23 protein-coding genes are annotated in these 24336 nt (G+C 72.6%); 10 read left to right on the top strand and 13 right to left on the bottom strand.

Going from position 1 to position 24336, the window contains the following annotated elements; genetic code table 11:
• Positions 1-75: 75 nt before the first annotated feature.
• From ACFY32_RS03445 to ACFY32_RS03455, 3 genes are all read right to left on the bottom strand, one after another.
• Positions 76-267, bottom strand: a complete 192-nt coding sequence (locus tag ACFY32_RS03445; RefSeq protein ID WP_359195816.1) for a DUF397 domain-containing protein — start codon at positions 265-267, stop codon at positions 76-78.
• 174 nt (positions 268-441) lie between these two features.
• The gene (locus tag ACFY32_RS03450; RefSeq protein WP_359195819.1) at positions 442-1299 is read right to left on the bottom strand and encodes a helix-turn-helix transcriptional regulator; all 858 of its coding nucleotides are present in this window, start codon (positions 1297-1299) and stop codon (positions 442-444) included.
• Positions 1300-1592: 293 nt separating this feature from the next.
• Positions 1593-2354 carry a GPP34 family phosphoprotein gene (locus ACFY32_RS03455; protein ID WP_390673318.1) on the bottom strand — a complete coding sequence of 254 codons (762 nt, stop codon included), beginning with the start codon at positions 2352-2354 and terminating at the stop codon, positions 1593-1595.
• A gap of 417 nt (positions 2355-2771) precedes the next feature.
• Between ACFY32_RS03455 and ACFY32_RS03460 the strand changes: the two genes are divergently transcribed.
• From ACFY32_RS03460 to ACFY32_RS03470, 3 genes are all read left to right on the top strand, one after another.
• On the top strand, positions 2772-5198 hold the full coding sequence (locus ACFY32_RS03460; protein WP_390673319.1) for a D-alanyl-D-alanine carboxypeptidase: 2427 nt from the start codon (positions 2772-2774) through the stop codon (positions 5196-5198).
• Positions 5199-5366: 168 nt separating this feature from the next.
• Positions 5367-7229, top strand: coding sequence for an MFS transporter (locus tag ACFY32_RS03465; protein ID WP_359195828.1), 1863 nt, complete (start codon positions 5367-5369; stop codon positions 7227-7229).
• Between the two features lie 149 nt (positions 7230-7378).
• Positions 7379-8956, top strand: a complete 1578-nt coding sequence (locus ACFY32_RS03470) for a sodium:solute symporter family protein (RefSeq protein WP_359195831.1) — start codon at positions 7379-7381, stop codon at positions 8954-8956.
• 86 nt (positions 8957-9042) lie between these two features.
• Here the strand turns inward: ACFY32_RS03470 and ACFY32_RS03475 are convergent, their stop codons facing one another.
• From ACFY32_RS03475 to ACFY32_RS03505, 7 genes are all read right to left on the bottom strand, one after another.
• Positions 9043-9306 (bottom strand): TM2 domain-containing protein, encoded by a 264-nt coding sequence (locus ACFY32_RS03475; RefSeq protein WP_359195834.1) that lies wholly within the window; start codon positions 9304-9306, stop codon positions 9043-9045.
• 215 nt (positions 9307-9521) lie between these two features.
• Positions 9522-9905: a DUF2752 domain-containing protein gene (locus ACFY32_RS03480; RefSeq protein WP_359195836.1), complete on the bottom strand. Its 384-nt coding sequence runs from the start codon at positions 9903-9905 to the stop codon at positions 9522-9524.
• Positions 9898-10428, bottom strand: coding sequence for a TM2 domain-containing protein (locus ACFY32_RS03485; protein ID WP_390673320.1), 531 nt, complete (start codon positions 10426-10428; stop codon positions 9898-9900). Before ACFY32_RS03485 ends, ACFY32_RS03480 begins: the two co-directional genes overlap by 8 nt.
• A 73-nt stretch (positions 10429-10501) precedes the next feature.
• Positions 10502-11617, bottom strand: a complete 1116-nt coding sequence (locus ACFY32_RS03490; protein ID WP_390673321.1) for an ADP-ribosylglycohydrolase family protein — start codon at positions 11615-11617, stop codon at positions 10502-10504.
• A 145-nt stretch (positions 11618-11762) separates the two neighbouring features.
• Positions 11763-12023 (bottom strand): hypothetical protein, encoded by a 261-nt coding sequence (locus ACFY32_RS03495; protein ID WP_359195843.1) that lies wholly within the window; start codon positions 12021-12023, stop codon positions 11763-11765.
• Positions 12020-12367, bottom strand: coding sequence for a hypothetical protein (locus ACFY32_RS03500; protein ID WP_359195846.1), 348 nt, complete (start codon positions 12365-12367; stop codon positions 12020-12022). The genes ACFY32_RS03495 and ACFY32_RS03500 overlap by 4 nt, the downstream gene beginning before the upstream one ends.
• A 103-nt stretch (positions 12368-12470) precedes the next feature.
• Positions 12471-12875, bottom strand: a complete 405-nt coding sequence (locus ACFY32_RS03505; RefSeq protein WP_359195848.1) for an ATP-binding protein — start codon at positions 12873-12875, stop codon at positions 12471-12473.
• Between the two features lie 112 nt (positions 12876-12987).
• Between ACFY32_RS03505 and ACFY32_RS03510 the strand changes: the two genes are divergently transcribed.
• Genes ACFY32_RS03510 through ACFY32_RS03520 form a run of 3 tightly spaced genes read left to right on the top strand, consistent with a single transcriptional unit; the run spans position 12988 to position 14502 of the window.
• On the top strand, positions 12988-13800 hold the full coding sequence (locus tag ACFY32_RS03510; protein WP_390673322.1) for a Scr1 family TA system antitoxin-like transcriptional regulator: 813 nt from the start codon (positions 12988-12990) through the stop codon (positions 13798-13800).
• Positions 13797-13979, top strand: coding sequence for a DUF397 domain-containing protein (locus ACFY32_RS03515; RefSeq protein ID WP_390673323.1), 183 nt, complete (start codon positions 13797-13799; stop codon positions 13977-13979). Before ACFY32_RS03510 ends, ACFY32_RS03515 begins: the two co-directional genes overlap by 4 nt.
• A gap of 16 nt (positions 13980-13995) precedes the next feature.
• A complete protein-coding gene (locus tag ACFY32_RS03520; protein WP_359195855.1) occupies positions 13996-14502 on the top strand; it encodes a DUF2165 domain-containing protein in 507 nt (168 codons plus the stop codon).
• On the opposite strand, the gene ACFY32_RS03525 is transcribed toward ACFY32_RS03520, so the two are convergent.
• Both ACFY32_RS03525 and ACFY32_RS03530 read right to left on the bottom strand, forming a co-directional pair.
• Positions 14486-15049, bottom strand: a complete 564-nt coding sequence (locus ACFY32_RS03525; protein ID WP_359195857.1) for a hypothetical protein — start codon at positions 15047-15049, stop codon at positions 14486-14488. The genes ACFY32_RS03520 and ACFY32_RS03525 overlap by 17 nt on opposite strands.
• A gap of 177 nt (positions 15050-15226) precedes the next feature.
• Positions 15227-17812 carry a bifunctional FO biosynthesis protein CofGH gene (locus tag ACFY32_RS03530; RefSeq protein ID WP_390673324.1) on the bottom strand — a complete coding sequence of 862 codons (2586 nt, stop codon included), beginning with the start codon at positions 17810-17812 and terminating at the stop codon, positions 15227-15229.
• A gap of 168 nt (positions 17813-17980) precedes the next feature.
• On the opposite strand from ACFY32_RS03530, the gene ACFY32_RS03535 reads away from it, so the two are divergent.
• A complete protein-coding gene (locus ACFY32_RS03535; protein ID WP_390673325.1) occupies positions 17981-19474 on the top strand; it encodes a CehA/McbA family metallohydrolase in 1494 nt (497 codons plus the stop codon).
• Here ACFY32_RS03535 and ACFY32_RS03540 read toward each other — a convergent pair.
• Positions 19443-20249, bottom strand: a complete 807-nt coding sequence (locus ACFY32_RS03540) for an endonuclease/exonuclease/phosphatase family protein (RefSeq protein WP_390673326.1) — start codon at positions 20247-20249, stop codon at positions 19443-19445. The two genes, ACFY32_RS03535 and ACFY32_RS03540, sit on opposite strands and share 32 nt — an antisense overlap.
• A gap of 112 nt (positions 20250-20361) precedes the next feature.
• On the opposite strand from ACFY32_RS03540, the gene ACFY32_RS03545 reads away from it, so the two are divergent.
• The 3 genes from ACFY32_RS03545 (at position 20362) to ACFY32_RS03555 (ending at position 24238) form a co-directional block, all read left to right on the top strand.
• Entirely contained in the window at positions 20362-20775 is a 414-nt protein-coding gene (locus ACFY32_RS03545) for a nitroreductase/quinone reductase family protein (protein ID WP_359195868.1), read from the top strand.
• A 113-nt stretch (positions 20776-20888) separates the two neighbouring features.
• Positions 20889-23840 (top strand): BTAD domain-containing putative transcriptional regulator, encoded by a 2952-nt coding sequence (locus ACFY32_RS03550; protein ID WP_390673327.1) that lies wholly within the window; start codon positions 20889-20891, stop codon positions 23838-23840.
• Positions 23841-24049: 209 nt separating this feature from the next.
• Positions 24050-24238: a hypothetical protein gene (locus tag ACFY32_RS03555; RefSeq protein WP_359195874.1), complete on the top strand. Its 189-nt coding sequence runs from the start codon at positions 24050-24052 to the stop codon at positions 24236-24238.
• Positions 24239-24336: the final 98 nt, after the last annotated feature.

Genomic DNA, 24336 nt, shown 5'->3' on the forward strand with positions numbered 1-24336 from the left:
CCGAGCCCTCTCGGCTAGGACGGCGGGCTGGTCGAGAGGGCTCGGCGGGCGGTGCCTACTGCCGTGCCGCCGCGGTCAGGACTTGACCGAGGTGACGAACGCGGTCCAGGCGTCGGTCGGGAAGGCCAGGCTGGGGCCCTCGGGGACCTTGGAGTCGCGTACGGACAGCTCCCGCACGGCCGGGGACCTGACCTCGACGCACGCGCCGTTGCCGCCGGAGTAGGAGGACTTGACCCATGCGTCGGTGACGCCCTGGAGAATCGCCATTTCTGTGCTCCTGTCGCGAGTTGCCGAGTGTGCACGCCACTGTCGGTGACCGTTGGCGCGATCGACGCTACTCGCTGCCTGCGCCGTTCGGAGGAGGCATTCACCCGACCGGATGGCATATTCCAGGCGAGTCTTCCAGGATCGTGTGACAGGGGTGTAGCATCCCGCGACCCGTCAGCGGGCGTACTCCTTGGCGACGTCCTCGATGCGCTGCCGCGACTGCTCGACGTTGAGCGCCTGGGCCCGCAGGTGCTCGTACATCACCGTGTACTTCTGCACATCGTGCGCCTTCTCCAGGTACAGGTCGCTGGTCACGCCCTCGATGTAGACCACGCTGGAGTCGGCCGTGTCGGAGAACTCCAGGATCGAGTACTGGCCGTTGATCCCGGGGTGCGCCCCGACGTCGAACGGCAGCACCTGCACGGTGATGTGCGGGAGCTGCGACATCTCGGCGACGTACTCCAACTGCTCGCGCATGATCTGCTTGTTGCCCACGATCCGGCGCAGCGCGGCCTCGTCCAGCACCACCCACAGCCGCAGGGGGTTGTGCTCGGCGGTGACCCGTTCCTGTCGCCGTATCCGGACCTGGACCCGCTTCTCGATGTCGGCGACCGAGGTCTCCGGCAGCGCACCCTGGATCAGGGCCTCGGCGTACCGGCGGGTCTGGAGCAGGCCGGTGATGATCTGCGGTTCGTACGTGCGCAGCGACTCCGCGTCGGTCTCCAGGCCGATGTAGACGCTGTACGGGATGTCCCCGAACGCGTGCCACCAGCCCTGCTGGCGGGAGTCCTTGGCCATTTGCATCAGCGAGTCGACGATCCGCTGGTCCTCGACCTCGTACACCCCGCACAGGTCGCGGACGTCACGCTGGCTGATGCTGCGCCGGCCGTTCTCCAGGCGGCTGATCTTCGACTGGGACACCAGGAGTCGCTCCGCCACCTCCTCGGCCGTCATGCCCTTGAGCTCGCGGAGCCGGCGCAGCTCCTGGCCCAGTCGGCGCCGCCGGACGGTGGGATTGACATTGGACGCCACGGGACGTGCACCTCCGGCTGCGTGCCTCGAACTGCTTGCAACTATGCGTATCTGCTGTTGAGCAGACTGCCATCAAGGTGCTTTCTACCGCTGGGGAATGGTCGATATGCGCCGCGTACGCGCCAGTTCGGGGCGCCGCCCCCGGACATGAAGATGCGGCCGCGCGGGGCGGCGGACCGTGTCGTCGTCCGGACGGACGGTCCTGTCGCCCCGCGCGGCCGGCGGCTCCCGTACCGGGTCTCGGGGGACTGTGCGGTGCGGCGGCGGTGCGGGTGTGCTGGGCGGTCCCGGTCTCAGTGGGCCGGGACGCGCGCCATGGTTCCGTGGCGCGGTTGTGACGGGACACCGCGAGCGGGTTCCGGCACCGGCCTGGAACCGGCGGTGGCCTGGCGGCCTGCCGGGGCCGGGGCCGGGTTGCGGCGCGGCTGGGCCGCCACGCCGTTCTGGACGTCCATCACGGCGTGCGCCACGAGGCCGCCCATGGGGTCGTGCCTGATCAGATCCCGGAGGCGGGAGCGGGAGGACCGCCCCTCGTTCCCCGGGTAGAGGTGCTTGCCGAGACCGACCGCGTGGGCCAGCGCGGCGAGCGCGGCGGTCCGCGGGTCCGGCGGTACGCCGGTGCGGATCGCCGAATCCAGCCGGGACCTGATCTCCCGGCTGATCGCCGTGTCCGTCGCCTGGTAGCGAGTCGTCGGCAGCACCCCGCACATCTGGCCGGCCACGGCATGCACCATGCCGCACCGCTCCAGATGCGAGAGGTAGGTCTGGCGGAGCCCCAGCCGGGGTCCGCCGATCCAGTGGACGGCCCGTACCGGGGCGCCGCGCCTTCGCAGCAGCTCCAACGCGCAGTCCAGTGTCGGATCTCCAGTCGGCCGTGGCACCACCACGGCGATACGATCCCCGTCTGGGGCTATCCGTCCGGCCAACGCCAGCTCGACGAGCTGCGCTCCGGCCAGGCCGAGGTCGAGCGACTGCGGCTGCGCGGTGGTACCCGTGGTCGGGTCCAACGCCAGCAGCAGAAGCTCCTCCGGAAGTGTTCTGCGGCTCCTGCCCATCCATGCCTCCCCGCGTGGATGAATGACAGGGTGACCCCTCTCACATTGGTCTGTCGAGGGTGCGTGACCTGTTTGTAAGGGAACCGGCAGGTATGTCGTTCTCGTCTACCGCATAGGTCCAGGCCGTACACAGGACACTGGTACATGGTTCGGACAACGCCGCGAGCGGTGTCCCGGGCGGCGGTTCACGGTTCGGTAATCGAGGAGGCATCGGTGGCGGGCGAGTCCCCCGACAGGTCGAAGCAGCGCGAGTCGTCGGCAGAACCGACGTCGGGGAGTGCGGGTCCGGTTCCCGAGGCCCGGACGGAGTCGGAGTCCGGGCCGGGCGGACAGCGCGATCCGCGGCTGGCGGTGGCACGGGAGTCCACGGGCCGCCCGGCCCGCTCGGCGGGCGGGGCGGTGGATACGGCGACGCGGGTGTTGTCGGTGTCCGGCTCCGGTACGTCCGGGAAGTCTGCGACGTCCGGTGAATCCGGTACGTCCGACTCCGGTACGTCCGACTCCGGTACGTCCGACTCCGGTACGTCCGACTCCGGTACGTCCGGGGCGGCGGAGGACGCCGATGAGGCCGGTGAGTCCCGCGAGGCCGGTGATACGCGGCTGAAGGCTGCGGTGGCGGCTTGGGTGCGGCCCGGAGACGGCGACGGTGGCGCCGTCGGCGCGAAGAGTGCGGGCGGGGCCGGGGACGAGGGCTCCGAGGGGCCGAGGGACGCCCAGAAGGCCGCACAGGGGGCTTCCGGGGCCGCCGGCGGCGTGGAGGTGCCCGAGGGGGCCTCCGGCGCGCAGAAGGGCGCCCAGGGGCGCGAGGGCGCCCCGGACGCGCCCGCCGACGGTGCGGACGGCGACACGGACGCCGGTGCGGACGCGGATGCGGGCGGCGATGCGGCTGCGGACGGCGCTGCGGACGCGGACGCCGATGCGCGCGCCGATGTGGGCGCCGCTGCGGACGCGGATGCGGATGCGGGCGGCGCTGCGGACGGCGACGCGGACGCGGACGGCGACGCGGGTGACGCTCCCGCCGCCGGCCGGAGCGGCGACGAGGACGACGCCGAGGACGAGGCTCCCGCCGTCGCCGACGCCACCGACGCCACCGACGCCGAGAAGCCCGACGTCGAGGTCGACAAGACCGACGCGGCTGGCAAGGTCGACAAGGGCGGTGCGGCCGTCAAGGGAGACAAGGGTGGCGAGTCCGGCAAGGCGGACGAGGCCGACGCCGAGTCCGACAAGCCCACCCCCGGCGCAGACGCAGACGCGGACGCGGACGACAAGCCCACCCCCCGGACCACCCAGCCCCTCGATCAGCCCACCACCGCCTTCCGGGCCGTGCGCCCCACCGCCCCCGCCGTCGACCAGCCGACGACCATGCTCAAGCTCGGGGACGCCAAGCCCCCGGCAGAGGACGAGTCCCCCGCCGAGCGCACCAGCAAGTTCGTCGCGCTGAAGCCGCTGGACGACTCCCCGTCCCGCAAGCCGCCGGCGGCGGAAGGCACCGCCGTCGTACCGCAGGTGGGGCCGGAGCGGACCACCCAGCAGCCGCTGCCGCCGAAGCCGCCGCTGGATCTGCTGGCGGAGCTGACCAACACCCCGCCGCCCCCGCCGACGCCGCTGCGCACGCTGGCCCGCCGGGTGAAGATCTGGACGCCGCTGGCCATCCTGCTGGTGATCGTCTTTGCGGTCGTACAGGCCGTGCGGCCGCTGCCGACGCCCACCCTGCGGCTCACCGCGCAGGAGACCGTGTCGTTCGAGGGCGGCAAGCCCTCCGTGCCCTGGCCCGGTCAGGGCCAGGCGGCGATGGACGTCAACGGCGTCGGCACGTTCGGCACGTCCGGTACGCAGAAGCCGGTGCCGATCGCGAGTATCGCCAAGGTCATGACGGTGTACGTGATCCTGCGCGACCACCCGCTGAAGCCGGGCGACAAGGGCCCGAAGATCAAGGTCGACGCGGCGGCGCAGAAGCACTACGAGACCGGCAAGGCCGAGAACGAGTCGGTGGTGAAGGTCACCGAGGGCCAGCAGATCACCGAGTACGAGGCGCTCCAGGCGGTCATGCTGCCGTCCGCCAACAACGTCGCCAAGCTGCTGGCCCGCTGGGACTCCGGCAGCGGCTCCGAGGACGCGTTCGTCGAGAAGATGAACAAGACCGCCGAGGAGCTGGGGATGAAGAACACCACGTACACGGACCCCAGCGGGCTGGACAAGACGACCGTCTCCACCGCCGACGACCTGGTGAAGCTGGGCCGTGCCGCGATGGAGAACCCGGTGTTCGAGGAGATCTCCAAGCAGCCCAGCTACATCGACCTCAACGGCGACCAGCAGAACAACTTCTTCGGGCTGGTGCCGACCGTGGCCATCGGCATCAAGACCGGCACCACCACCGCGGCCGGCGGCAACATCCTGTTCGCCGCGGAGAAGACCGTCGGCGGCAAGACCCAGACGATCATCGGCGCCGCCCTCGGCCAGTACGGGCGCGACGGCACCGCCAACATCGACGAGGTCACCGCCGTCGTGCGGAGGCTGATCGAGGCCGGGCAGGACGCGCTCACCGCGAAGACGGTCGTGAAGAAGGGCGACGTCGTCGGGCAGGTCGACGACGGCCTGGGCGGCACCACCCCGGTCGTCGCCACGAAGAACGTCACCGCCGTCGGCTGGTCGGGCCTGACCGTGAAGCTGGAACTGGACGGGCCGGGCGACGGCTCGATCCCGCACACCGCGAAGGCCGGCACGGAGGTCGGCACGCTCAGCGTCGGCGACGGTTCCGGCGGCAGCACGATCGAGGTGCCGGTGGCCCTCGGACGGGAGCTGGCCGAGCCCGGCTTCACGGAGAAGCTGACCCGCGTGGCCTGACCGTCCGCGCGTCCCCGTCCGTCACGCACCCCGCCCGGCAGTGGCCCGGCGGGGTGCGTGCTAGCGTCACGAAACGGGCAAGGTGGCCGGTCGCGACGGCGCGGGCGTGGACCGCACGGGTCGGGACGCGGCCGAGAGCGAGAACTGGGACACGGGGAGTGCCTTCAGGTGGCCACTGCGGAGCCGACACGGGCCGACGACGCCGATCCCGGGCCGGGCAGCGGCCCCCGGGAGCCGGGCGGCGGCCTTCGAATACCCGCCTCCACGGCCGGGGCGTCCGGTGCGCCGGAGCGGTCCGCCGGACGGTTCGGCGGGCTGCGTGAGCGGGTCCGGCGGCATCCGGTGCTCTTCGTCACGGTCCTGTCCGGGGTGCTGCACGTCGTCTGGTTCTTCACCTTCGCGAACAGTGGCGGGGATCTCGCCGCGCAGGACGCGTGGGCCGAGTTCGTCGGCCGGCACCCGGCCTCGGCGTACAACCTCGCCTGGTACGGCGGGATGCACCCGGTGTCGTACAGCGTGGTGTCGCCGTATCTGATGTCGGTGCTCGGGGTGCGGACCACGATGATGATCGCGGGGACCGTGTCGGCCGGGCTGCTGACCCTGGTCCTGCTGCGCAGCCGGGCGGTGCCGAACGCGCTGTGGGCGGCGCTCGCGGGGCTGTTCGGGCTGCTGTGCAACGCGGCGTCGGGGCGGGTGACGTTCGGGCTCGGCACGATGTTCGCGCTGGGCGCGGTGGCCGTGGTGTTCTGCTGGCCGCGCCGGTGGCGGTTCAAGCGCTGGGCGAAGGCGCTGTGCGCGGCGCCGCTGGCCGCGCTGGCGACCATGGCCTCGCCGGTGGCGGGGCTGTTCGTGGGCCTGGTCGCGGTGGCGCTGTTCCTCCAGAAGCGGCGGCCGGGCGCGTGGGCGCTGGGGCTCGCGCCGGCCGTGGTGGTGGCGCTGTCGGCGTGGCTGTTCCCGTTCTCGGGGACGCAGCCGATGTCGTTCGGGTCGGCGAGTCTGCCGATGCTGTACGCGGTGTTCGTGTTCCTGGCGGTGCCGCGCGGGTGGGTCACCGTGCGGATCACGGCGGCGGTGTACTTCCTGGCCGTGCTGCTGGTGTGGCTGATCAGCTCGCAGATCGGCTCGAACATCACGCGGCTGGCGATGCTGTTCGCGGGGGTGGCGCTGGTGGCGGCGCTGCCGTTCGCGGTGCCGAGGTCGCGCAAGTGGTACGCCCTCGTGATCGCCGTCTCAGGGTTCGCGGTGTGGATCGGCTACAAGTCGGTGGACGACGTGGTGCACACCACGCCCGCCGCGTCCTGGGCGCGGGAGCTGGCGCCGCTGGTCAACGAGTTGCAGGAGGTCGGCGCCGAGCGGGGCCGGGTGGAGGTCGTGCCGGCCCGCTCGCACCGGGAGGCGTCGGCGCTGGCGCCGTACGTGAATCTGGCGCGGGGCTGGAACCGGCAGGCCGACATGGAGCGCAACCCGCTGTTCTACGACGACACGCTGAACTCGGCGAACTACCACGAGTGGCTCGGGCGCTGGGCCGTGCACTTCGTGGTGGTGCCGAAGGACGAGCCGGACGGGGACGGCGGTGAGCGGGAGCGGGAGCTGGTGCAGCGGGGGCTGCCGTATCTGAAGCAGGTGTGGGGGGACGCCAACTGGCAGTTGTTCGAGGTGGTCGAGCCGACGCCGCTGGCCGAGCCGAACGCGGTGGTGGAGCGGGCCGAGCAGGGCGAGTGGACGCTCCAGGTTCGGCGGGCGGGCCGGGTGCTGGTCCGCATCCCGTACTCGCCGTGGCTGAGCATCGTGGACGCCGAGGGCCGGAGTCTGGAGCCGCCGCGGGAGACGGAAGCCTCGAAGAACCGGCCGGAGGGCGAGGCGAAGTCGTACGAGAACGTGAACGGCTGCCTGATGGAGACGGCCCAGGACGCGGACGGCGACCGGTGGACGGTGCTGCTGGCGCCGAAGCCGGGTACGTACCGGCTGGCGGCGCCGTACCAGTTCCCGCGGGGGACGCCGTGTCCGGAGGAGTGGCGCGAGGAGCGCTGACACCCCCGCGTCAGCGTTCACGTAGCTGAACCGCGATCAGCACACCGAACTTTTTTACTTCCTCTTGACCTCCCCCTTCCTTGTCGTGCCTGTGTCACCGCACTCACGATGAGCGGGCCGTTCACAAGGCGGACCCTGGAAGGGGGCACATGAACAGTCTCGACTGGGCCGTGCTCATCGGCTACTTCGCCGTGATGGTCGCCATCGGCGTCTGGTCGCACAAGCGAGTGGACAACGTCAGCGACTTCTTCACGGCCGGCGGCAAGATGCCCTGGTGGCTCTCCGGCATCTCGCACCACATGTCGGGCTACAGCGCGGTGATGTTCACCGGATACGCGGGCATCGCCTACACATATGGCGTCACATCCTTCGTGACGTGGTCTTTCCCCATCGCGCTCGGCATCGCCATCGGGTCGAAGCTGTTCGCGCCCCGGATCAACCGGCTGCGGTCGAGGCTGCACGTGGCCTCGCCGCTGGAGTATCTGAAGAACCGGTACAACCTCCCGACCCAGCAGGCCCTGGCCTGGTCGGGCATGCTGCTGAAGATCGTGGACGTCGGCGCGAAGTGGGCGGCCATCGCCACGCTGCTGTCGGTGTTCACCGGGATCTCGCTCAATCAGGGCATCCTGATCACCGGTGTGATCACCGGTGTCTACTGCACGATCGGCGGCCTCTGGGCGGACGCGCTGACCGAACTCGGCCAGTTCATCATCCAGTTGCTCGCCGGGGTCGCGATGTTCGTGGCCGTGCTGGCCGAACTCGGCGACTACGGCGGCTTCTTCGGCGTCTGGGACGAGCCGGCCCTCCAAGGCCACGGGAAACCGCTGGTCGGGCCGTACGGCACGGTGTTCCTGCTGGCGTTCTTGTTCATCAAGCTGTTCGAGTACAACGGCGGGATGCTCAACCAGGCCCAGCGGTACATGGCCACCTCCTCGCCGAAGCAGGCCGAGCGGTCGGCCCGGCTGTCGGCGGTGCTGTGGCTGGTGTGGCCGCTGGTGCTGTTCTTCCCGATGTGGATGTCGCCGCTGCTGGTGGACGCCCAGAAGCCGGACGGCTCCGACTCCTACGGCCTGATGACCGAGCAGCTTCTGCCGCACGGTCTGCTGGGCCTGGTCATCGTCGGCTTCTTCTCGCACACCATGGCCATGTGCTCCTCGGACGCCAACGCGATCGCGGCGGTGTTCACCCGGGACGTGGCGCCGGTGCTGTCGGCGCGGGCGCGGGCGTGGAACGAGCGCAGCGGGCTGGTCGCGGCCCGGCTGACCACGGTGATCTTCCTCGCCCTGTCGATGGCGGTGGCCACCCAGGTCAACTCGCCGACGTTCAAGGACATCATCACCGTGGTGATCAAGTGGGTGGCGGGGCTGATGGGACCGATCGCCATCCCGATGATGCTCGGTCTGCTGCGGCCCTTCCGCCGCTCGGGGCCGACGGCGGCGCTCACCAGTTGGGCGACCGGTCTGCTCGCCTTCTGGCTGGTCAACTACCCGATCAACTGGAGCGTGGACGGCGGTGTGCCGCTGGAGTACCAGGTGTCCATCCCGCTGGCCGTCTCCCTCGTCCTCTACATCCTGATCGGCTTCCTCAAGCCGGAGGACACCCCGGAGCGGCTCGCGGTCATCGAGCGGGTGAACACGGACGGGGACGGTGCCGCCGGTGCCGCCGCGGCGGTCCCGCGGCCGGTGGACGGGACGGAGGACCCGGTCGTGACGCGGGTCAAGGACTGAGCCGTCCGCGTACGTACGGCGAGGGCCCCGCTGCCCCGGTCTCCGGGGTAGCGGGGCCCTCGCCGTGGCCGCCGTGGCCGGGCGGGTCAGCCGCGCAGCACGCGGCCCTGCTTGTCGGTGCGGTCCTTGCTGGTGAGGAAGAGGATGCCGTCGACCAGCGCCCAGATGCCGAGGCCGCCGCAGGTGAGAAGCTGGGCGATGCCCACGCCGACGGAACCGACGTAGAAACGCCCGATGCCGAGGCCGCCGAGGAAGATCTGGAGAAGCCCCGCCACGATCTTGGACTTGTCCGAGTACGGGCGGCCGAGCGGGTCGACGCCGTAAGGGGCCTCGGGGGTGGGGACGGTCATGAGTACTGCTCCTGATGGTTTTACGTGAAACACCGGAACGGGATGTCCAGGTGGCAGGTGGCAGGAGGTACGTACGTCATGCGTCGACGCCTGGGCACGCCTGAAGCGCGGCACCCGGCTGTTCCCCCCTGTGAGGGGTGAGCATAGGGAGGCCAGGGGGGCCGGAGGGATACCGGTGGAGAGATCGTGCCAGTACCGTGATCAAACCCCTCGGCTCAGGGGCCGACGAGATTGCGGGCCACCGTCCAGAGGACGGCGGTCGTGAGGATCGCGAGCTGGGTACGGCGGCCGAACCGGGGGCTCCAGCGGCGCCCGCGCAGCCCCTCCCAGCTCCAGCGGGCCAGCAGCGCGAGGGCGAACGGGGCGGCGAGCAGCAGGAGTCGGTTGTCCGCCCACGCCTGGGCGAGGTGACCGTGCATCAGGTCGTACACCATGCGGGTGCCGCCGCAGGCCGGGCAGAGCAGGCCCGTCACGAAGTGGAACGGGCACGCGGGCAGGAGGTGTCCGGGCTCGTGCGGGTCGGTGGTGTAGAGGTACGCGGCGCCGGCCGCCCCCGCCGTGAGCACGGCGAGGGGTGCGGCCGCCGTCGCGTCAGCCACCGCGCAGCACCCGGCCGTTGGAGTCGGTGGTCTCGTTGCCGGTGACCAGGATGATGCCGTCGATCAGGGCCCAGATGCCGAGGCCGCCGCAGGTGAACAACTGGGCGAGGCCGATGCCGACGTGGCCTATGTAGAAGCGTCCGACGCCGAAGGTGCCGAGCACGAACTGGAGGACACCGGCGACGATCTTGGACTTCTCGGAGTAGGGGCGGCCGAGGGGGTCGTAGCCGTAGGGCGCGTAGGGGTCGCCGGTGTACGTGCCGGGCGGGACGGCGCCCGGGTATCCGCCGCCGGGGTAGCCGCCGGGCGGCGGGGGCGGGTAGCCCTGGTATCCGTAGCCGGGCTGCTGGTAGCCGCCGCCCGGCTGCTGGTAGCCGCCCGGCTGGGGTCCGGGCGGGGGCCCGCCCTGGGGACCGCCCGGGTACGGGCCGCCCGGGTGGGGCCCGCCGGGGTAGCCGTATCCGGGCTGGGGCGGCTGCTGGGGCTGGTGGGGCGGTTGCTGCGGCTGGTCCTGCTCGGACACCTGGTTCTCCCCCGGTGGGACGCGTGCGTGATCAGGTCATCTTGGAGCAGACGCCGAGCCGGTGGAAAGCCGGTCAGGCCCTCGGGTACCGCGCCAGCCAGCCCGGGGCGGAACCGGTCGGGCCGTGCAGGGCCGGGCCCTGGGTCATCTCCATGGCGAAGTCGTCGGCCAGCTCCAGGATCGTGGGGCGGCCCTCCAGTTCCGTCAGCCAGGCCGGCGGCAGGGCCGTCTCGCCGTGCAGCGCGCCGAGCAGTCCGCCGGTCAGGGCGCCGGTCGCGGCGGCGGGCCCGCCGTGGTTGACGGCCAGGCGCAGCCCGTGCCGGACGTCCTCGCCGACCAGGGCGCAGTACACGGCGGCGGCGACCAGGCCCTCGGCGGTGCCCTGCCCGGCCAGTTCGGCGACCCGCTCCGGGGTGGGCAGGCCCTGGCGCACGGCGCCGAGGGCGCGCTGGAGGGCGTCGGTGACCGGGGGGTGGCCGGGGCGGGCGGCGAGCAGGCCGAGCGCCCGCCGCACGGCGGCGTCCAGGCCCTCGCCGCGGGCGAGTCCGTGCACGGCGAGGGCGTACGCGCCCGCCGCGAGGCAGGCGGTGGGGTGGCCGTGGGTCTGCGCCGCGCACTCGACGGCCAACTGGGCGACGAGCTGCGGCTCCCAGCCGACGAGCAGGCCGAACGGGGCGGACCGGGCGGCGGCCTCGGGGCCCCGCTCCCCCGGGTTCTTCGGCGCCTCGGGCGTGCCCATGGTGTCGTCGCCGAGCCCGAGCAGCAGGGCGCGGGTCGGAGCGCGCCGCGCGTAGAGCCACTCCTCCCGCGCCAGCCAGCCGTCCTCCTTGCGGCGCTCGTCCGGGCCCCAGTCGCGCTGGGTCGCCGCCCACCGCAGATACGCCCGGTGCAGATCGGTCGGCGGATGCCAGGCGCCGGTGTCCCGGCGGACCTGGGCGCGGATCAGCCCGTCGACGGAGAACAGGGTGAGCTGGGTGAAGTGGGTGACGGCACCGCGCCGGCCGTACGCGACGGCCAGGTCGACGACGCCGTCCGCGCCGTGCGCCGCGCGGATCTCCTCCGGTGCCATGCCGTCGACGGGGGCGCCGAGCGCGTCCCCGACGGCCACGCCGAGGAGGGTGCCGCGCACCCGGCTGCGGAAGTCCTGCTGCTCGGCACGGCCCCAGACGGCACCGGCAGTCGCACCCACCTCGACCTCCCCGGCCACCGTCCGTACGTATGCCGTCCAGCACTGTAATCGAACGGGGTCGGTCGGTTCAGGACAAGCCGGATGCCGGTGGCGTGAGGAAGGGGTGTGGATCTACGGCGGTCCGTTCACGTTCCGGGGAGAACGGTCAGCCGTACCAGGTCACGTTGCAGACGTAGACGCATTCGTGGCGTGGCACGGGCAGGAAGCTGAGAAATCCGCGACCCCCGAAGATGTCGAACTCCCGCAGCCCGCCCTCGCGGTCGAAGGGTCTGCCGACCCGCACCGAGTCGTGACCGAGGACGGCCAGCTCGGCAGCGAGCCGCTCCACTTCGGCCACCACCTCGGGTGGCAGGCCGTCGGTGATGTAGTCCGCACTCGGGTTGTAGTCCCAGGACCAGTCCGTCACAGTCCTGCCTCTGCCTCCGCGGCCTCCCGGATCGCCTGGATCTCGGTGATGGCTGCGGACGGGTCCGCTTCCCCGGCGTCCACGATGCGTTCCAGTTCTCGCAGGCGGTCGGCGCGGGCCGGATGGCGTTCGATGGCGACGAAGACGGCCCAGGAGTGCACGAACGCGCGCAGCGGGGCCAGGCTCCGGGTCTGCTGGGCGTTGGTCGTGGCTTCGAAGAGATGCTGGGTGAGTGCCGGGAGACGGCTCGGAGCGATGCGCGCGACCGCCCGCCGCAGGGCCTCGGGAGTCAGCTCAGGCATCGGGATCAGCGGTCCGTACGGGCCGTCGCTCTGAGCGCTCATCGTGACCTCCGGTGCTGGTGGTTCGCTCCTCGTACGGTACCGGCGGAGGTGTCGGTACGCGGCCTGGATCGGTTCTCTGGTCTTCGGCGTCGTACCCACCGGCTCACAGGCTCGCACGGTCCGGTACCACCTCCGCCCACACCGTCTTCACCGGGCCCACGCGCTCCACGCCCCAGCGGTCCGCGTACGCGTCCACGATCAGCAGGCCCCGGCCGCCCTCCGCCAACGTCGGGTCCTTCAGGCACGGGACGCGGTCGCCCCGGGCGTCGGTCACCTCGATACGGACCGTCCCGGTGTCGATCCACCGCAGCGACAGCCGGAAGTCGCGGCCCGGCACGCGGCCGTGCAGGACGGCGTTGGACGCCAGCTCGGCCGCGATGTGCGCGGCCTCGGCCGACGGCACCTTCCAGTCGTTGAGCTGCCGTTCCGTCAGCAGACGGGCGAGTCGCGCGCCCCTTCGGGTCGCGGACAACAGGATCGTCATTTCGGGGGCGGAATCACCGGTCATGTCACCCAGCGTGGCGTCCCTTCCCTACCGTGAACACCCTTGGCCACAGTACCCAGCGTCACTGTCCGGGTGCTGTTCGTGGCCGTACGGTTCGTACAGCGGGAGGTCAGAGGTGGAAGACGAAGAGGCGGCGGCCGTCCTCAAGGCGGTCGGCCGGCAGATCAAGCTCTGGCGCGAGGCGGCGGGGATGCTGCAGGCCGAACTCGGCGTGGCCATCGGCTACAGCGAGGAAATGGTCTCCTCGGTGGAACGCGGCCGCCGCGTCCCCAAGCCGGATTTCCTCGACAAGACGGACGAGGTCCTCGGCGCGAACGGCAAGATCTCCGGCATGAAGGAGGACGTGGAACGGGCTCGGTACCCCAAGAACGTACGGGACTTGGCGAAGCTGGAGGCGGAGGCCGTCGACCTCGGGGCGTATGCGGGGCTGCACATTCACGGACTGTTGCAGACGGCCGAGTATGCCCGCGCGCTGTACGCGATGCGGCGGCCCGCGTTCACGGAGGAGGAGATCGAGCGGTACGTCGAGGCGCGCATGGCCCGCAAGTCCGTCTTCGAGCGCATCCCCCGGCCCATGCTCACCTTCGTCCAGGAGGAGGCGACTCTGCGCAGGCCGCTCGGGGGCAAAATGGTGTTGCGGCAACAGCTAGAACACCTGCTGGAGATCGGGAAGTTGCGGCACGTCGTCATCCAGGTGATGCCGACGGACCGGGACGATCACGCGGGTATGGCCGGTTCGCTGCGGCTGCTGAAGCTTCCGGACGGCAAGACCCTCGGTCACTCGGAAGGGCAGTTGCACAGTCGCCTCATCAGTGATCCACGAAACGTCCAGATCCTCGAAATGCGCTATGGAATGATCCGGGCGCAGGCTCTCACGCCCCGTGAGTCGCTGGCGTTCATCGAAAAAGTCATGGGAGAAGAGACATGACCCCCGAGCTGGATTGGTTCAAGAGCAGCTACAGCAGCAACGACGGTCCTGACTGCGTCGAAGTCGCCATAACCGCCCCCACCGTGTACGTCCGTGACTCCAAGGACACCGCCCTCCCCCACCTCACCTTCGACGCCGACCCCTGGGCGGAGTTCCTCGCGTTCGCCGGTCGGGGCTGAGGGGCAAGGAGAGGGCATGGTCACTTCAACTCAGGCTCGTGCCCTCGGACTTGCCGCCACCCTGCTCACCGGGACCGTCGCGCTGTACATGACGCTCGTCGCCTTCGGGAACATCACCGACTTCGGGACGAACCAGCAGTTCGTGCGGCATGTGCTCGCCATGGACACCACGTTCAAGGACGACGATCTGATGTGGCGGGCGATCACCACCGAGTGGATACAGGACGCCGCGTACGTACTGATCATCGTCTGGGAGACGGTCTCCGCGCTGGTGCTGCTGTACGGGACCTGGCTGTGGGCCCGGCGGGACCACGCCGGGGCCCGGCGGATCTCCACGTACGGGCTGCTGATGGTGATGCTGCTGTTCGGGGCCGGGTTCATCGGGATCGGCGGTGAGTGGTTCGCCATGTGGCAGTCCGGGGACTGGAACGGGCTGGACGCCGCCACCCGGATATTCCTGCTCAGCGGTGTCGTCCTGATCGTCGACCACCTGGCGGACGGCGACGCTACCCGATCACGCTGACCGTCGTACCCGCCGTCGCGAACGCCCAGAGCGCCTCGCCGTCCGCCTTGTGCAGGCGGATGCCGCCCGTCTTCACGCCGGAGGCGGGCGGTGGCGGCGAGGAGCCGTCGACCGCGTTGGAGAAGCCCACCGAGATGCCGTCGGCCAGGGCGAAGTACACGATGTGCTCGACCGCGACCCCGTCCGACCCGGTCGTCGCCTCGGTGCGGGTGCCGACCGTGTAGCTGCCGGGGTCGGGGCCGACCGTGCCCGGCCACACCGTGAAACTGCGCCGCGTGGCGTCACTGGCGTCGACCAGCCAGACCCGCTTGTCCCGGAGCGCGTACACGATCCGCCGCCCGGTGCCGGAGCCGTCCGGCACCGCGGGCGTCGCGGACTGCCTGGGCGTGGGCTTGGCGTCGGCCGTCGCCGAGACGGAGGGCCGGGGCGACACCGCGGCCGTGGGTTGCGGGCCCTGGTCCGCCTGCACGGCCAGCGCGGTCACCACCACGACCGCGCCCGCGGTCAGACCGGTGACCCAGGCCCACGAAGGAAGTCGGGCAGGCACGGGCACGCATCTCCTCAGCTACGACAATCCTCCGATCATCGTACTGTGAGTGGCCTGAGCGGCGTCACGGCCCGCGGTCGGCGGACCGGCCAGGTCCGGCAGCCGCAGCCCCCGGTGCACGACGGAGAAGGAGAGGTCGGTGACCACGTCGTCGCCCGCCGGTACCGGGGCCGGGCCTCAGTCCAGTACCGGCAGCAGCTCGGGCAGGTGCCCGTCGGAGGCCGCCGCCGCGCGCCGCCGCTCCTCGGGGACCTCGCCGTACAGGGTGGTACGGGGCTTCGCGGGCCGCCCGGCCGCGTCCGCGACCGCGACCAGGTCCTGCACCGACTTGTACGAACCGTAGGACGAGCCCGCCATCCGGGAGATGGTCTCCTCCATCAGCGTGCCGCCCAGGTCGTTCGCCCCGGACCGCAGCATCTCGGCCGCGCCCTCCGTGCCCAGCTTGACCCAGCTCGTCTGGATGTTGGGGATGTACGGGTGCAGCAGCAGCCGGGCCATCGCCGTGACCGCCCGGTTGTCCCGCGTAGACGGCCCCGGGCGGGCGATGCCGGCCAGATAGACCGGCGCGTTGGTGTGGATGAACGGCAGCGTCACGAACTCCGTGAAGCCGCCCGTGCGCTGCTGGATGCCGGCCAGCGTGCGCAGGTGCCCGAGCCAGTGCCGGGGCTGGTCGACATGGCCGTACATCATGGTGGACGAGGAGCGGATGCCCAGCTCGTGGGCGATCTCGACGACCTCGATCCAGGTGGCCGCGGGGAGTTTGCCCTTGGTGAGAACCCAGCGGACCTCGTCGTCGAGGATCTCCGCGGCCGTGCCCGGGATCGAGTCCAGGCCGGCCTCCTTCGCCGCCGTCAGCCACTCGCGGATCGACAGGCCGGTCCGGGTGGCACCGTTGACGACCTCCATCGGCGAGAAGGCGTGCACATGCATGCCGGGGACGCGCGCCTTGACCGCCCTGGCGATGTCGAAGTACGCCGTGCCGGGCAGGTCGGGGTGGATGCCGCCCTGCATGCAGACCTCGACCGCGCCGACCTCCCACGCCTGCTGGGCGCGGTCGGCGACCTGGTCCAGGGAGAGGGTGTAGGCGTCGGCGTCGGTGCGGCGCTGGGCGAAGGCGCAGAACCGGCAGCCGGTGTAGCAGACGTTGGTGAAGTTGATGTTCCGGGTGACGATGTACGTCACCTCGTCGCCGACGGCCGACCTGCGCACGTCGTCGGCCACCTTGCACAGGGCGTCCAGGGCGGGCCCGTCGGCGTGCAGCAGGGCGAGGGCCTCGGCGTCGGTCAGCTTCGTCGGGTCGTCGGCGGCGGTGGCGAGGGCGGCGCGGACGTCGGTGTCGATGCGCTCGGGGGCCATGCCGGGGGCGGCGGCCTCGCGCAGGGCGGCCCAGTCGCCGTACACCTCGTCGAAGTCGTCGCGGCGGTCGGATGTGCGGCCCTCGGTGTCGATGGTGGCGTGCAGGTCGGTGCGGCCCGAGGCGGTGAACACCTCGTCCGGCTCCTGCCACGGGCGGCCCTCCACCACGGCGTCCTCGCGGGCGAGGCCGGTGGCCGGGTCGGCGAGCGCGGCGACGTGCGGACGGAGCCGGGGGTCGAGCCAGGGCTCGCCGCGCCGCACGAACTCCGGGTAGACACACAGGCGTTCGCGCAGTTCGAAACCGGCGGCGCGGGACTTCTCGGCCAGTTCCTCGATCTTCGGCCAGGGACGCTCGGGGTTGACGTGGTCGATGGTGAGCGGGGAGACGCCGCCCCAGTCGTCGACGCCGGCGCCGATGAGCCGTCCGTACTCGCTGTCCACCAGGTTGGGCGGGGCCTGGATGTTGGCGGCCGGGCCCATGATGTGCCGGGCGACGGCGACGGTGGCGACCAGCTCGTCCAGTTCCGCGTCGGGCATGCCGCGCATCGCTGTGTCCGGCTTGGCGCGGAAGTTCTGGATGATCAGTTCCTGGATGCCGTGGTAGGCGCGGGCGGTCCTGCGCAGCGCGAACAGGGACTCGGCGCGCTCCTCGTAGGTCTCGCCGATGCCGATGAGCAGGCCGGAGGTGAAGGGGACGGAGGAACGCCCGGCGTCCTCCAGGACCCGCAGCCGGACGGCCGGTTCCTTGTCCGGGGAGCCGTAGTGCGGGCCGCCGGGCTCGGACCACAGCCGGGTCGCGGTCGTCTCCAGCATCATGCCCATGCTGGGCGCGACCGGCTTCAGCCGCTGGAAGTCGGTCCAGGTGAGCACGCCCGGGTTGAGGTGCGGGAGCAGGCCCGTCTCCTCCAGGACGCGGATCGAGATGGCGCGGACGTAGGCGATCGTGTCGTCGTACCCGTGCGCGTCGAGCCACTCGCGCGCCTCGGGCCAGCGGTCCTCGGGCTTGTCGCCGAGGGTGATCAGGGCTTCCTTGCAGCCGAGGGCGGCGCCCTTGCGGGCGATGTCCAGCACCTCGTCCGGGGACATGAACATGCCGTGGCCGTCGCGGCGGAGCCTGCCGGGGACGGTGACGAAGGTGCAGTAGTGGCACTTGTCGCGGCACAGCCTGGTCAGGGGGATGAAGACGCTCTTGGAATACGTGATGACACCGGGCCGGCCCGCCGCGTCGAGGCCGGCGTCGCGGACGCGGGCGGCGGAGGCGGTGAGGTCGGCCAGGTGCTCGCCGCGGGCCTGGAGGAGGACCGCGGCCTCGGAGACGTCCAGGGTGACGCCGTCTCGGGCGCGTTTGAGGGCGCGACGCAGGGAGTTCTCGGTGGGGCCGGGTCCGGGGGTCGCGGAGGTCGTCATCCTTCGAGGATACGAGCGGCGTGATCAAGGGGGCGGGCGTGATCTGCCGGGTGCGGGTGCGTCATGGCTTGTCGCGCAGCTCCCCGCGCCCCTAGGTTGGCTTGCTCTCCGGCGATCGATCGCCTTGCCGTTCCGCTCGGTTCACGAGCGGGGAGGAGCGTTGGGCCCATGGGTGAAGACATCGGCAGACGTGCCATGGTCGTGACGGGGGCCGCCGCCGCGCTTACGTTGGGAAGCGTGAGCTTCGCTTCGGGCGCCGAGGGGCCGCAGAGCAGGACGATCCGGGGGACCCTGCCCACCGGGTCGCCGGACTTCGTGTACGTGCCGGTCGAGGTGCCGCCGGGGGTGCGCGAGCTGCGGGTCTCCTACGGCTACGACCGGCCGGCCGTGCCCGCCGGGACCGCGGGCAACGCGCTGGACATCGGCGTGTTCGACGAGCGCGGCACCGACCTGGGCGGCCGGGGGTTCCGGGGCTGGTCGGGCGGGGCCCGCACCGAGTTCTTCATCCGCGCCGACGAGGCCACGCCGGGCTACCTGCCGGGGCCGGTGCGCGCGGGGACCTGGCACCTCGTGCTCGGCCCGTACACGGTGGCCCCGCAGGGGCTGTCGTACGAGATCACGGTGACGCTGACGTACGGCGAACCGGGCGAGAGCGTGCGGCCGGTGTATCCGCCGGAGCGGGCCGGGGGGCGGGGGCGGGCCTGGTACCGGGGGGACTGCCATCTGCACTCCTGGCACTCCGACGGACGCCGCACCCCCGCCGAGATCGGGGCGCTGGCGCGGGCGGCGGGGCTGGACTTCATCAACTCCTCCGAGCACAACACGCACTCCGCGCACGCCCACTGGGCCGAGGTGGCCGGGGACGACCTGCTGGTGATGGTCGGCGAGGAGGTGACGACCCGCAACGGGCACGTGGTGGCGCTCGGCACCGACCCGGGGACCTTCGTGGACTGGCGCTACCGGGCGCGGGACAACCGCTTCGGGCGGTTCGCCCGGCAGATCCGCCGGGCCGGCGGACTGGTCGTGCCCGCCCATCCGCACGCCACCTGCATCGGCTGCAACTGGAAGTTCGGGTTCGGCGAGGCGGACGCCGTCGAGGTGTGGAACGGGCCGTACACGCCCGACGACGAGGTGGCGCTCGCCGACTGGGACTCGATGCTGGTGGCGTCCGTGCGCGAGGGCCGGGAGTGGCTTCCGGCGATGGGCAGCAGCGACTCCCACCGCGACCCGGACGTGATCGGGCTGCCGCAGACGGTGGTCCTCGCCGACGACCTGACCCGGCGGGCCATCCAGGACGGCATCCGGGCCGGACGGTCGTACATCGCCGAGTCGGCCGGGCTGACGCTGGCGTTCACCGCGTCCGGCGGGCGCGGGGAGCACGCCGGGATCGGGGAGCGGCTGCGGGTGGACCCGGAGACGCCGGTCACCGTGCGCCTGGCGGTGACCGGCGCCCCGCGCTGCACGGTCCGGTTCGTCACCGACCAGGGGGTGCTGCACACCAGCGCGCCGCTGCCGGTGTCCGGCGAGGGCGCCGTGGAGTGGCGGACCACCGCCGCGTACGCCGCCTACGTACGGGCCGAGGTGCGGCACGAGGCCGCGGCGGGGCCGGTGCCGGGGGCGCTCGCCGCGTTCACCAACCCGGTGTTCCTGGGCCGCCGCTGAGGTCGGCGACGACCGCCGCGTGGTCGGAGGGCCAGACGCCGTCCACGGGGCCGTCGCCCGCCCGCCGGACCGCCCGGACGGCGGTGCCGGGGCCGGGCGGGCCGACGTGGATGTGGTCGACGCGGGCCGCCTCCTCGCCGGTGATGTACGGGTTGGCGGGGTCCCAGGTGGCGGACGGGGCGTCCGGGCCGGCGTACTCCCACAGGTCCCGGAAGCCGTGCGCGGCCAGCGGGCGGACCTCGGCGGAGTCCGGTTCGGCGTTGAAGTCGCCGGTGAGGACGGGCGGGTGGCCGGCGCCCCGGCTGTGCTCGGCGACGAAGCCGGCCAGGGCGGTGACCTGTTCGGCGCGGACCGCCGAGGCGTGCGAGGCGGAGGTCAGGTGGACGGTGCAGAACGGGAGCCGCCCGCCGGGGGTGTCCAGCCCGGCGTACAGGGCGAGCCGTCCGTCGTCCAGGTCCTCGGGGGCGGGCAGCCTCAGCACCGCCCGGTCCGCCACCGGCCAGCGGCTGAGCACCGCGTTGCCGACGCCGACCTCGTCCGCCCCGTCGTCGAGGAGCCGCCGCTGCCAGCGCTCCGGCGCGTCGGAGGGCGCCCACGCCCAGTGCAGGCCGAGTTCGGCGGCCAGCCACCCGGCGAGGTTCTCGCCGTCGGCCTCCCACACCTCCTGGAGGCCCACCACGTCCGGGCGCAGCTCCCGCAGGACGGCGAGGATCGCCTTCTGCCGTTCGGCCCAGGGCCCGAACCGCCACCACAGGTTCCAGGTCACGATCCGCACGTCCGCACCGCCCGTCTCTCGCCGTTCTCCCGTCCCCTTGAGCTTTTCCGGGGACCATCGAAGAACACGGGACCACCGTGGGACGGTCACGAGACGGGAAACCGAAGGACAGATGACATCCGACCCCGCGAAGAAGTACCGGGCCGTGCGGCCCGTCCAGCGCCGGCTCAACGCGCTGCTGCGCAGGCTGCCGTCGCAGACCCTGCTGGAGACCACCGGCCGGGTCTCCGGCCTGCCGCGCCGCACCCCGGTCGGCGGGCGCCGGGTGGGCGGCTCCTTCTGGCTGGTGTCGGAGTTCGGCGACCGCTCGCAGTACGTCCGCAACATCCGGGCCGACCCGCGGGTCCGCGTCCGGCTGCGCGGCCGCTGGTACCCGGCCACCGCGCATCTGCTGCCCGACGACGACCCGGTGGCCCGGCTGCGCGCGCTGCCCCGGTTCAACAGCGCGGCCGTGCGCGCCTTCGGCGCCGAGCTGCTGACCATCAGGGTGGACCTGGACGAGCGGCCGTGGTCCCGGGAGTGGTGAAGAGGTGGTGACGGTACCGCGCGAACGCCTGTGATCGGCGTCTCCCCCGGCTGACGAGGTCGGCACGCACAAGGCAGACTGGCAGGGTTGCTCAGGACGTCTAGGGGGACGACATGGACGGTGTGCCGCGCGTGCCGAAGCCTCGGCGGTCCGGTTCCGCGGCGGAACCGGCGCCCCTGCGCTTCGCCGTGCTCGGTCCGGTGCGCGCCTGGCGCGGCGAGGAACCGCTGGCCACCGGCTCCCCCCAGCAACGCGCCCTGCTCGCCGCCCTGCTGCTGCGCGAGGGCCGCACCGCCGTCCCGGCCGAGCTGATCGACGCCCTGTGGGGCGAGGACCCGCCCTCCCAGGCGCTGGCGGCGATACGGACGTACGCGTCCCGGCTGCGCAAGGTCCTCGGCGCCGGAGTGCTGGTCAGCGAGTCCGGCGGCTACGCCGTGCGGGGTCTGGCCGACGGGGCGCTGGACCTCGCCGACGCCCGGCGGCTGGCCGGGGAGGCGGACCGGGCGCGGGCCGGCGGGCACCTGGGCCGGGCCGGGGACCTGCTGCGGCGGGCGCTGGCCCGGTGGGACGGCGAGGTGCTGGCCGGGGTGCCGGGGCCGTACGCGCAGGCCCAGCGGGCCCGCCTGGAGGAGTGGCGGCTGCAACTCCTGGAGTGCCGCCTAGATCTGGACCTGGAGCAGGGCCGGCACGCCGAGGCGGTCTCCGAACTGACCGCGCTCACCGCCGCCCACCCGCTGCGCGAGAGGCTGCGCGAGCTGCTGATGCTCGCCCTGTACCGCGGCGGACGGCAGGCCGAGGCCCTCGCCGTGTACGCCGACACCCGGCGGCTGCTGGCCGAGGAACTCGGCGTGGACCCGCGCCCCGGCCTGGGCGAGCTGCAGCAGCGCATCCTGCGCGCGGACCCGGCCCTCGCCGAACCGTCCGCGCCCCCGGCGGAACCGGCGCCGGTGCCGGTGCGCCCCGCCCAGCTCCCGGCCACCGTGCCCGACTTCACCGGGCGGGCCGGGTTCGTGCGGGAGCTGAGCGCCGCCCTGGCGCAGGCGGACGGCCGGGTGATGGCCGTCTCCGCGCTGGCCGGCATCGGGGGCGTCGGCAAGACCACCCTCGCCGTGCACCTCGCCCACCAGGCCCGCGCCGCCTTCCCCGACGGCCAGCTCTACGTCGACCTCCAGGGCGCCGGGCCCCGGGCGGCCGAACCGGAGGCGGTGCTCGGGTCCTTCCTGCGCGCCCTGGGCACCGACGAGGCGGCCGTGCCGGACACCCTGGAGGAGCGGGCCGCGCTGTACCGGTCCGTGCTGGACGGCCGCCGGGTCCTGGTGCTGCTGGACAACGCCCGCGACGCCGCCCAGGTACGGCCGCTGCTGCCGGGCACGGCGGGCTGCGCGGCGCTGGTGACCTCCCGGGTGCGGATGGTGGGCCTGGCCGGGGCCCGTCTCGTCGACCTGGACGTGATGTCCCCGGAGGAGGCCCTCGCCCTGTTCACCCGGATCGTCGGCGCCGAACGGGTCGCCGCGGAACGGGAGGCCACCCTCGACGTCGTCGCCGCCTGCGGGTTCCTGCCGCTGGCGATCAGGATCGCGGCGTCCCGGCTGGCGGCCCGCCGCACCTGGACCGTGTCGGTGCTGGCGGCCAAGCTCGCCGACGAAAGACGCCGGCTGGACGAGCTCCAGGCCGGGGACCTGGCGGTGGCGGCCACCTTCGAGCTGGGGTACGGGCAACTGGAGCCCGCCCAGGCACGGGCGTTCCGGCTGCTGGGCCTCGCGGACGGCCCGGACGTCTCCCTGTCGGCGGCGGCGGCGGTGCTGGACCTGACGGCGGAGGCGACCGAGGACCTGCTGGAGTCGCTGGTCGACACGTCCCTGCTGGAGTCGGCGGCGCCCGGCCGCTACCGCTTCCACGACCTGGTACGGCTCTACGCGCGTGCCTGCGCGGAACGCGACGAGCCGGCCGGGGAGCGGTCGGCCGCGCTCTCCCGGGTGCTGGACTTCTACCTCGCCACCGCCGCCGGGGTCTACGCGCTGGAGCGGCCCGGGGACCGGCTGGTGGACCACCTGGAGGCCACCGTCCACCCGGGGCTGCGGTTCACCGAGGGCACGGCCGCGCTGGACTGGCTGTACTCGGAGGCCGCCGCGCTGCTGGCCTGCGTACGGCAGGCGGCCGGCACCGACCGGCTGCGCCGGGCCGTCGACCTGCTGTGGGCGGCCAAGGACCTGACGGAGTCGGGGGCCAACTCCCGCGAGTACGAGACCACCGCCCGCGCGCTGTGCGACGCCACCCGGGACGCGGGGGACGTCCGCGCCGAGGGCCGGGCGCGCACCACCCTCACCAACGTCCTGCTGGTCTCGGGGCGTATCAAGCACGCCGCCGAACAGGCCCGGCTCGCCATGGACCTGGCCGCCCTGGCCGGGGACGCCATGGCGGTGAGCTGGGCCGCCAACGACCGGGGGCTGACCTGTCTGCACCAGGGCCGCTCCGCCGAGGGCAAGACCTTCTTCGAGCGGTCCATCGAGGGGTACGGGGCGATCGGCAACCGCCCGCTGGAGGCGCTCAGCCTGTGCAACCTCTCCCGGGCCCACCTGGGCCTGGGCAATGTCACCGAGGCGGTGGAGATCGCCCAGCGGGCGCTGCTCGCCTACCGGGCGATCGGGCGGACCCTGCGCCTGGGCAACGGCCACTTCACGCTGGGCATCGCGCTGACCCACGCGGGCCGGTACGGCGAGGCGCTCGCGGAGTTCACCGAGGCGCTGGAGGTGTTCGGCGCCCACCGGCAGCGGCTGTGGGAGGGGACGACCCACTTCCGGATGGCCGAGGCGCATCTCGCGGCGGGCCGGCCGGCGCAGGCCGCGTGCTCCGCCGAACAGGCCCTGGCGCTGGGCTGCATCGGCGGGGACCGGATGCGGGGGACCGTGCTCACCCTGCTCGGCCGGGCGCTGGTGCTGCTCGGCCAGGTGGACCGGGCCACCGCCTGCTGGCAGGAGGCGCTCGGCCTGCTGGAGGAGAACGGCAGCCTGCCCGAGGCGGAGCAGGTCCGGGCGCTGCTCTCGCCGGCCACCAGCGCGGCCTGAGGCGGGCGGCCGGGGCGGCGTTCAGCGTTTGTTTATCGGCACCCGGCACTCTCTGTCCCACGGACCGTCGCGTCGGGGGGCAGGCGGTCCGCCCAGGAGCCCGACCGGCTAAGGTGCGGCTCCGAACGCCCGTCCGGCAGCCCTCGGGGGAGCTACCGGACGGGCGTTCCTCACTCGGCACCTCGCCACCACAGCTAAGGACGCAGCGCATGAGCGACGAGAAGATCGTGGACGCCACCACCCAGGACAACGGCATGCCCACCCCGGCCGCCAAGGAGCCCGAGGCCGCCACGCAGGACAACGGCATGCCCAGCGAGCCCGTGAACACCTCCGGCATCACCACCATGGACAACGGGATGCCCGCGCCGCCCGCCCTGGACCTGGACGGGCGCAAGTAGCCATCTCCTGACGGGGACCGGCCGCGGCGGCGCGGAGGGGGGCCGCCGCGGCCGAGGCATGTCCGGGCACGGGCGGGCGGCCCCGGGCCGGGCCGTCA

It is taken from the genome of Streptomyces sp. NPDC000134 (assembly GCF_042899225.1).
GTDB lineage: Bacteria > Actinomycetota > Actinomycetes > Streptomycetales > Streptomycetaceae > Streptomyces.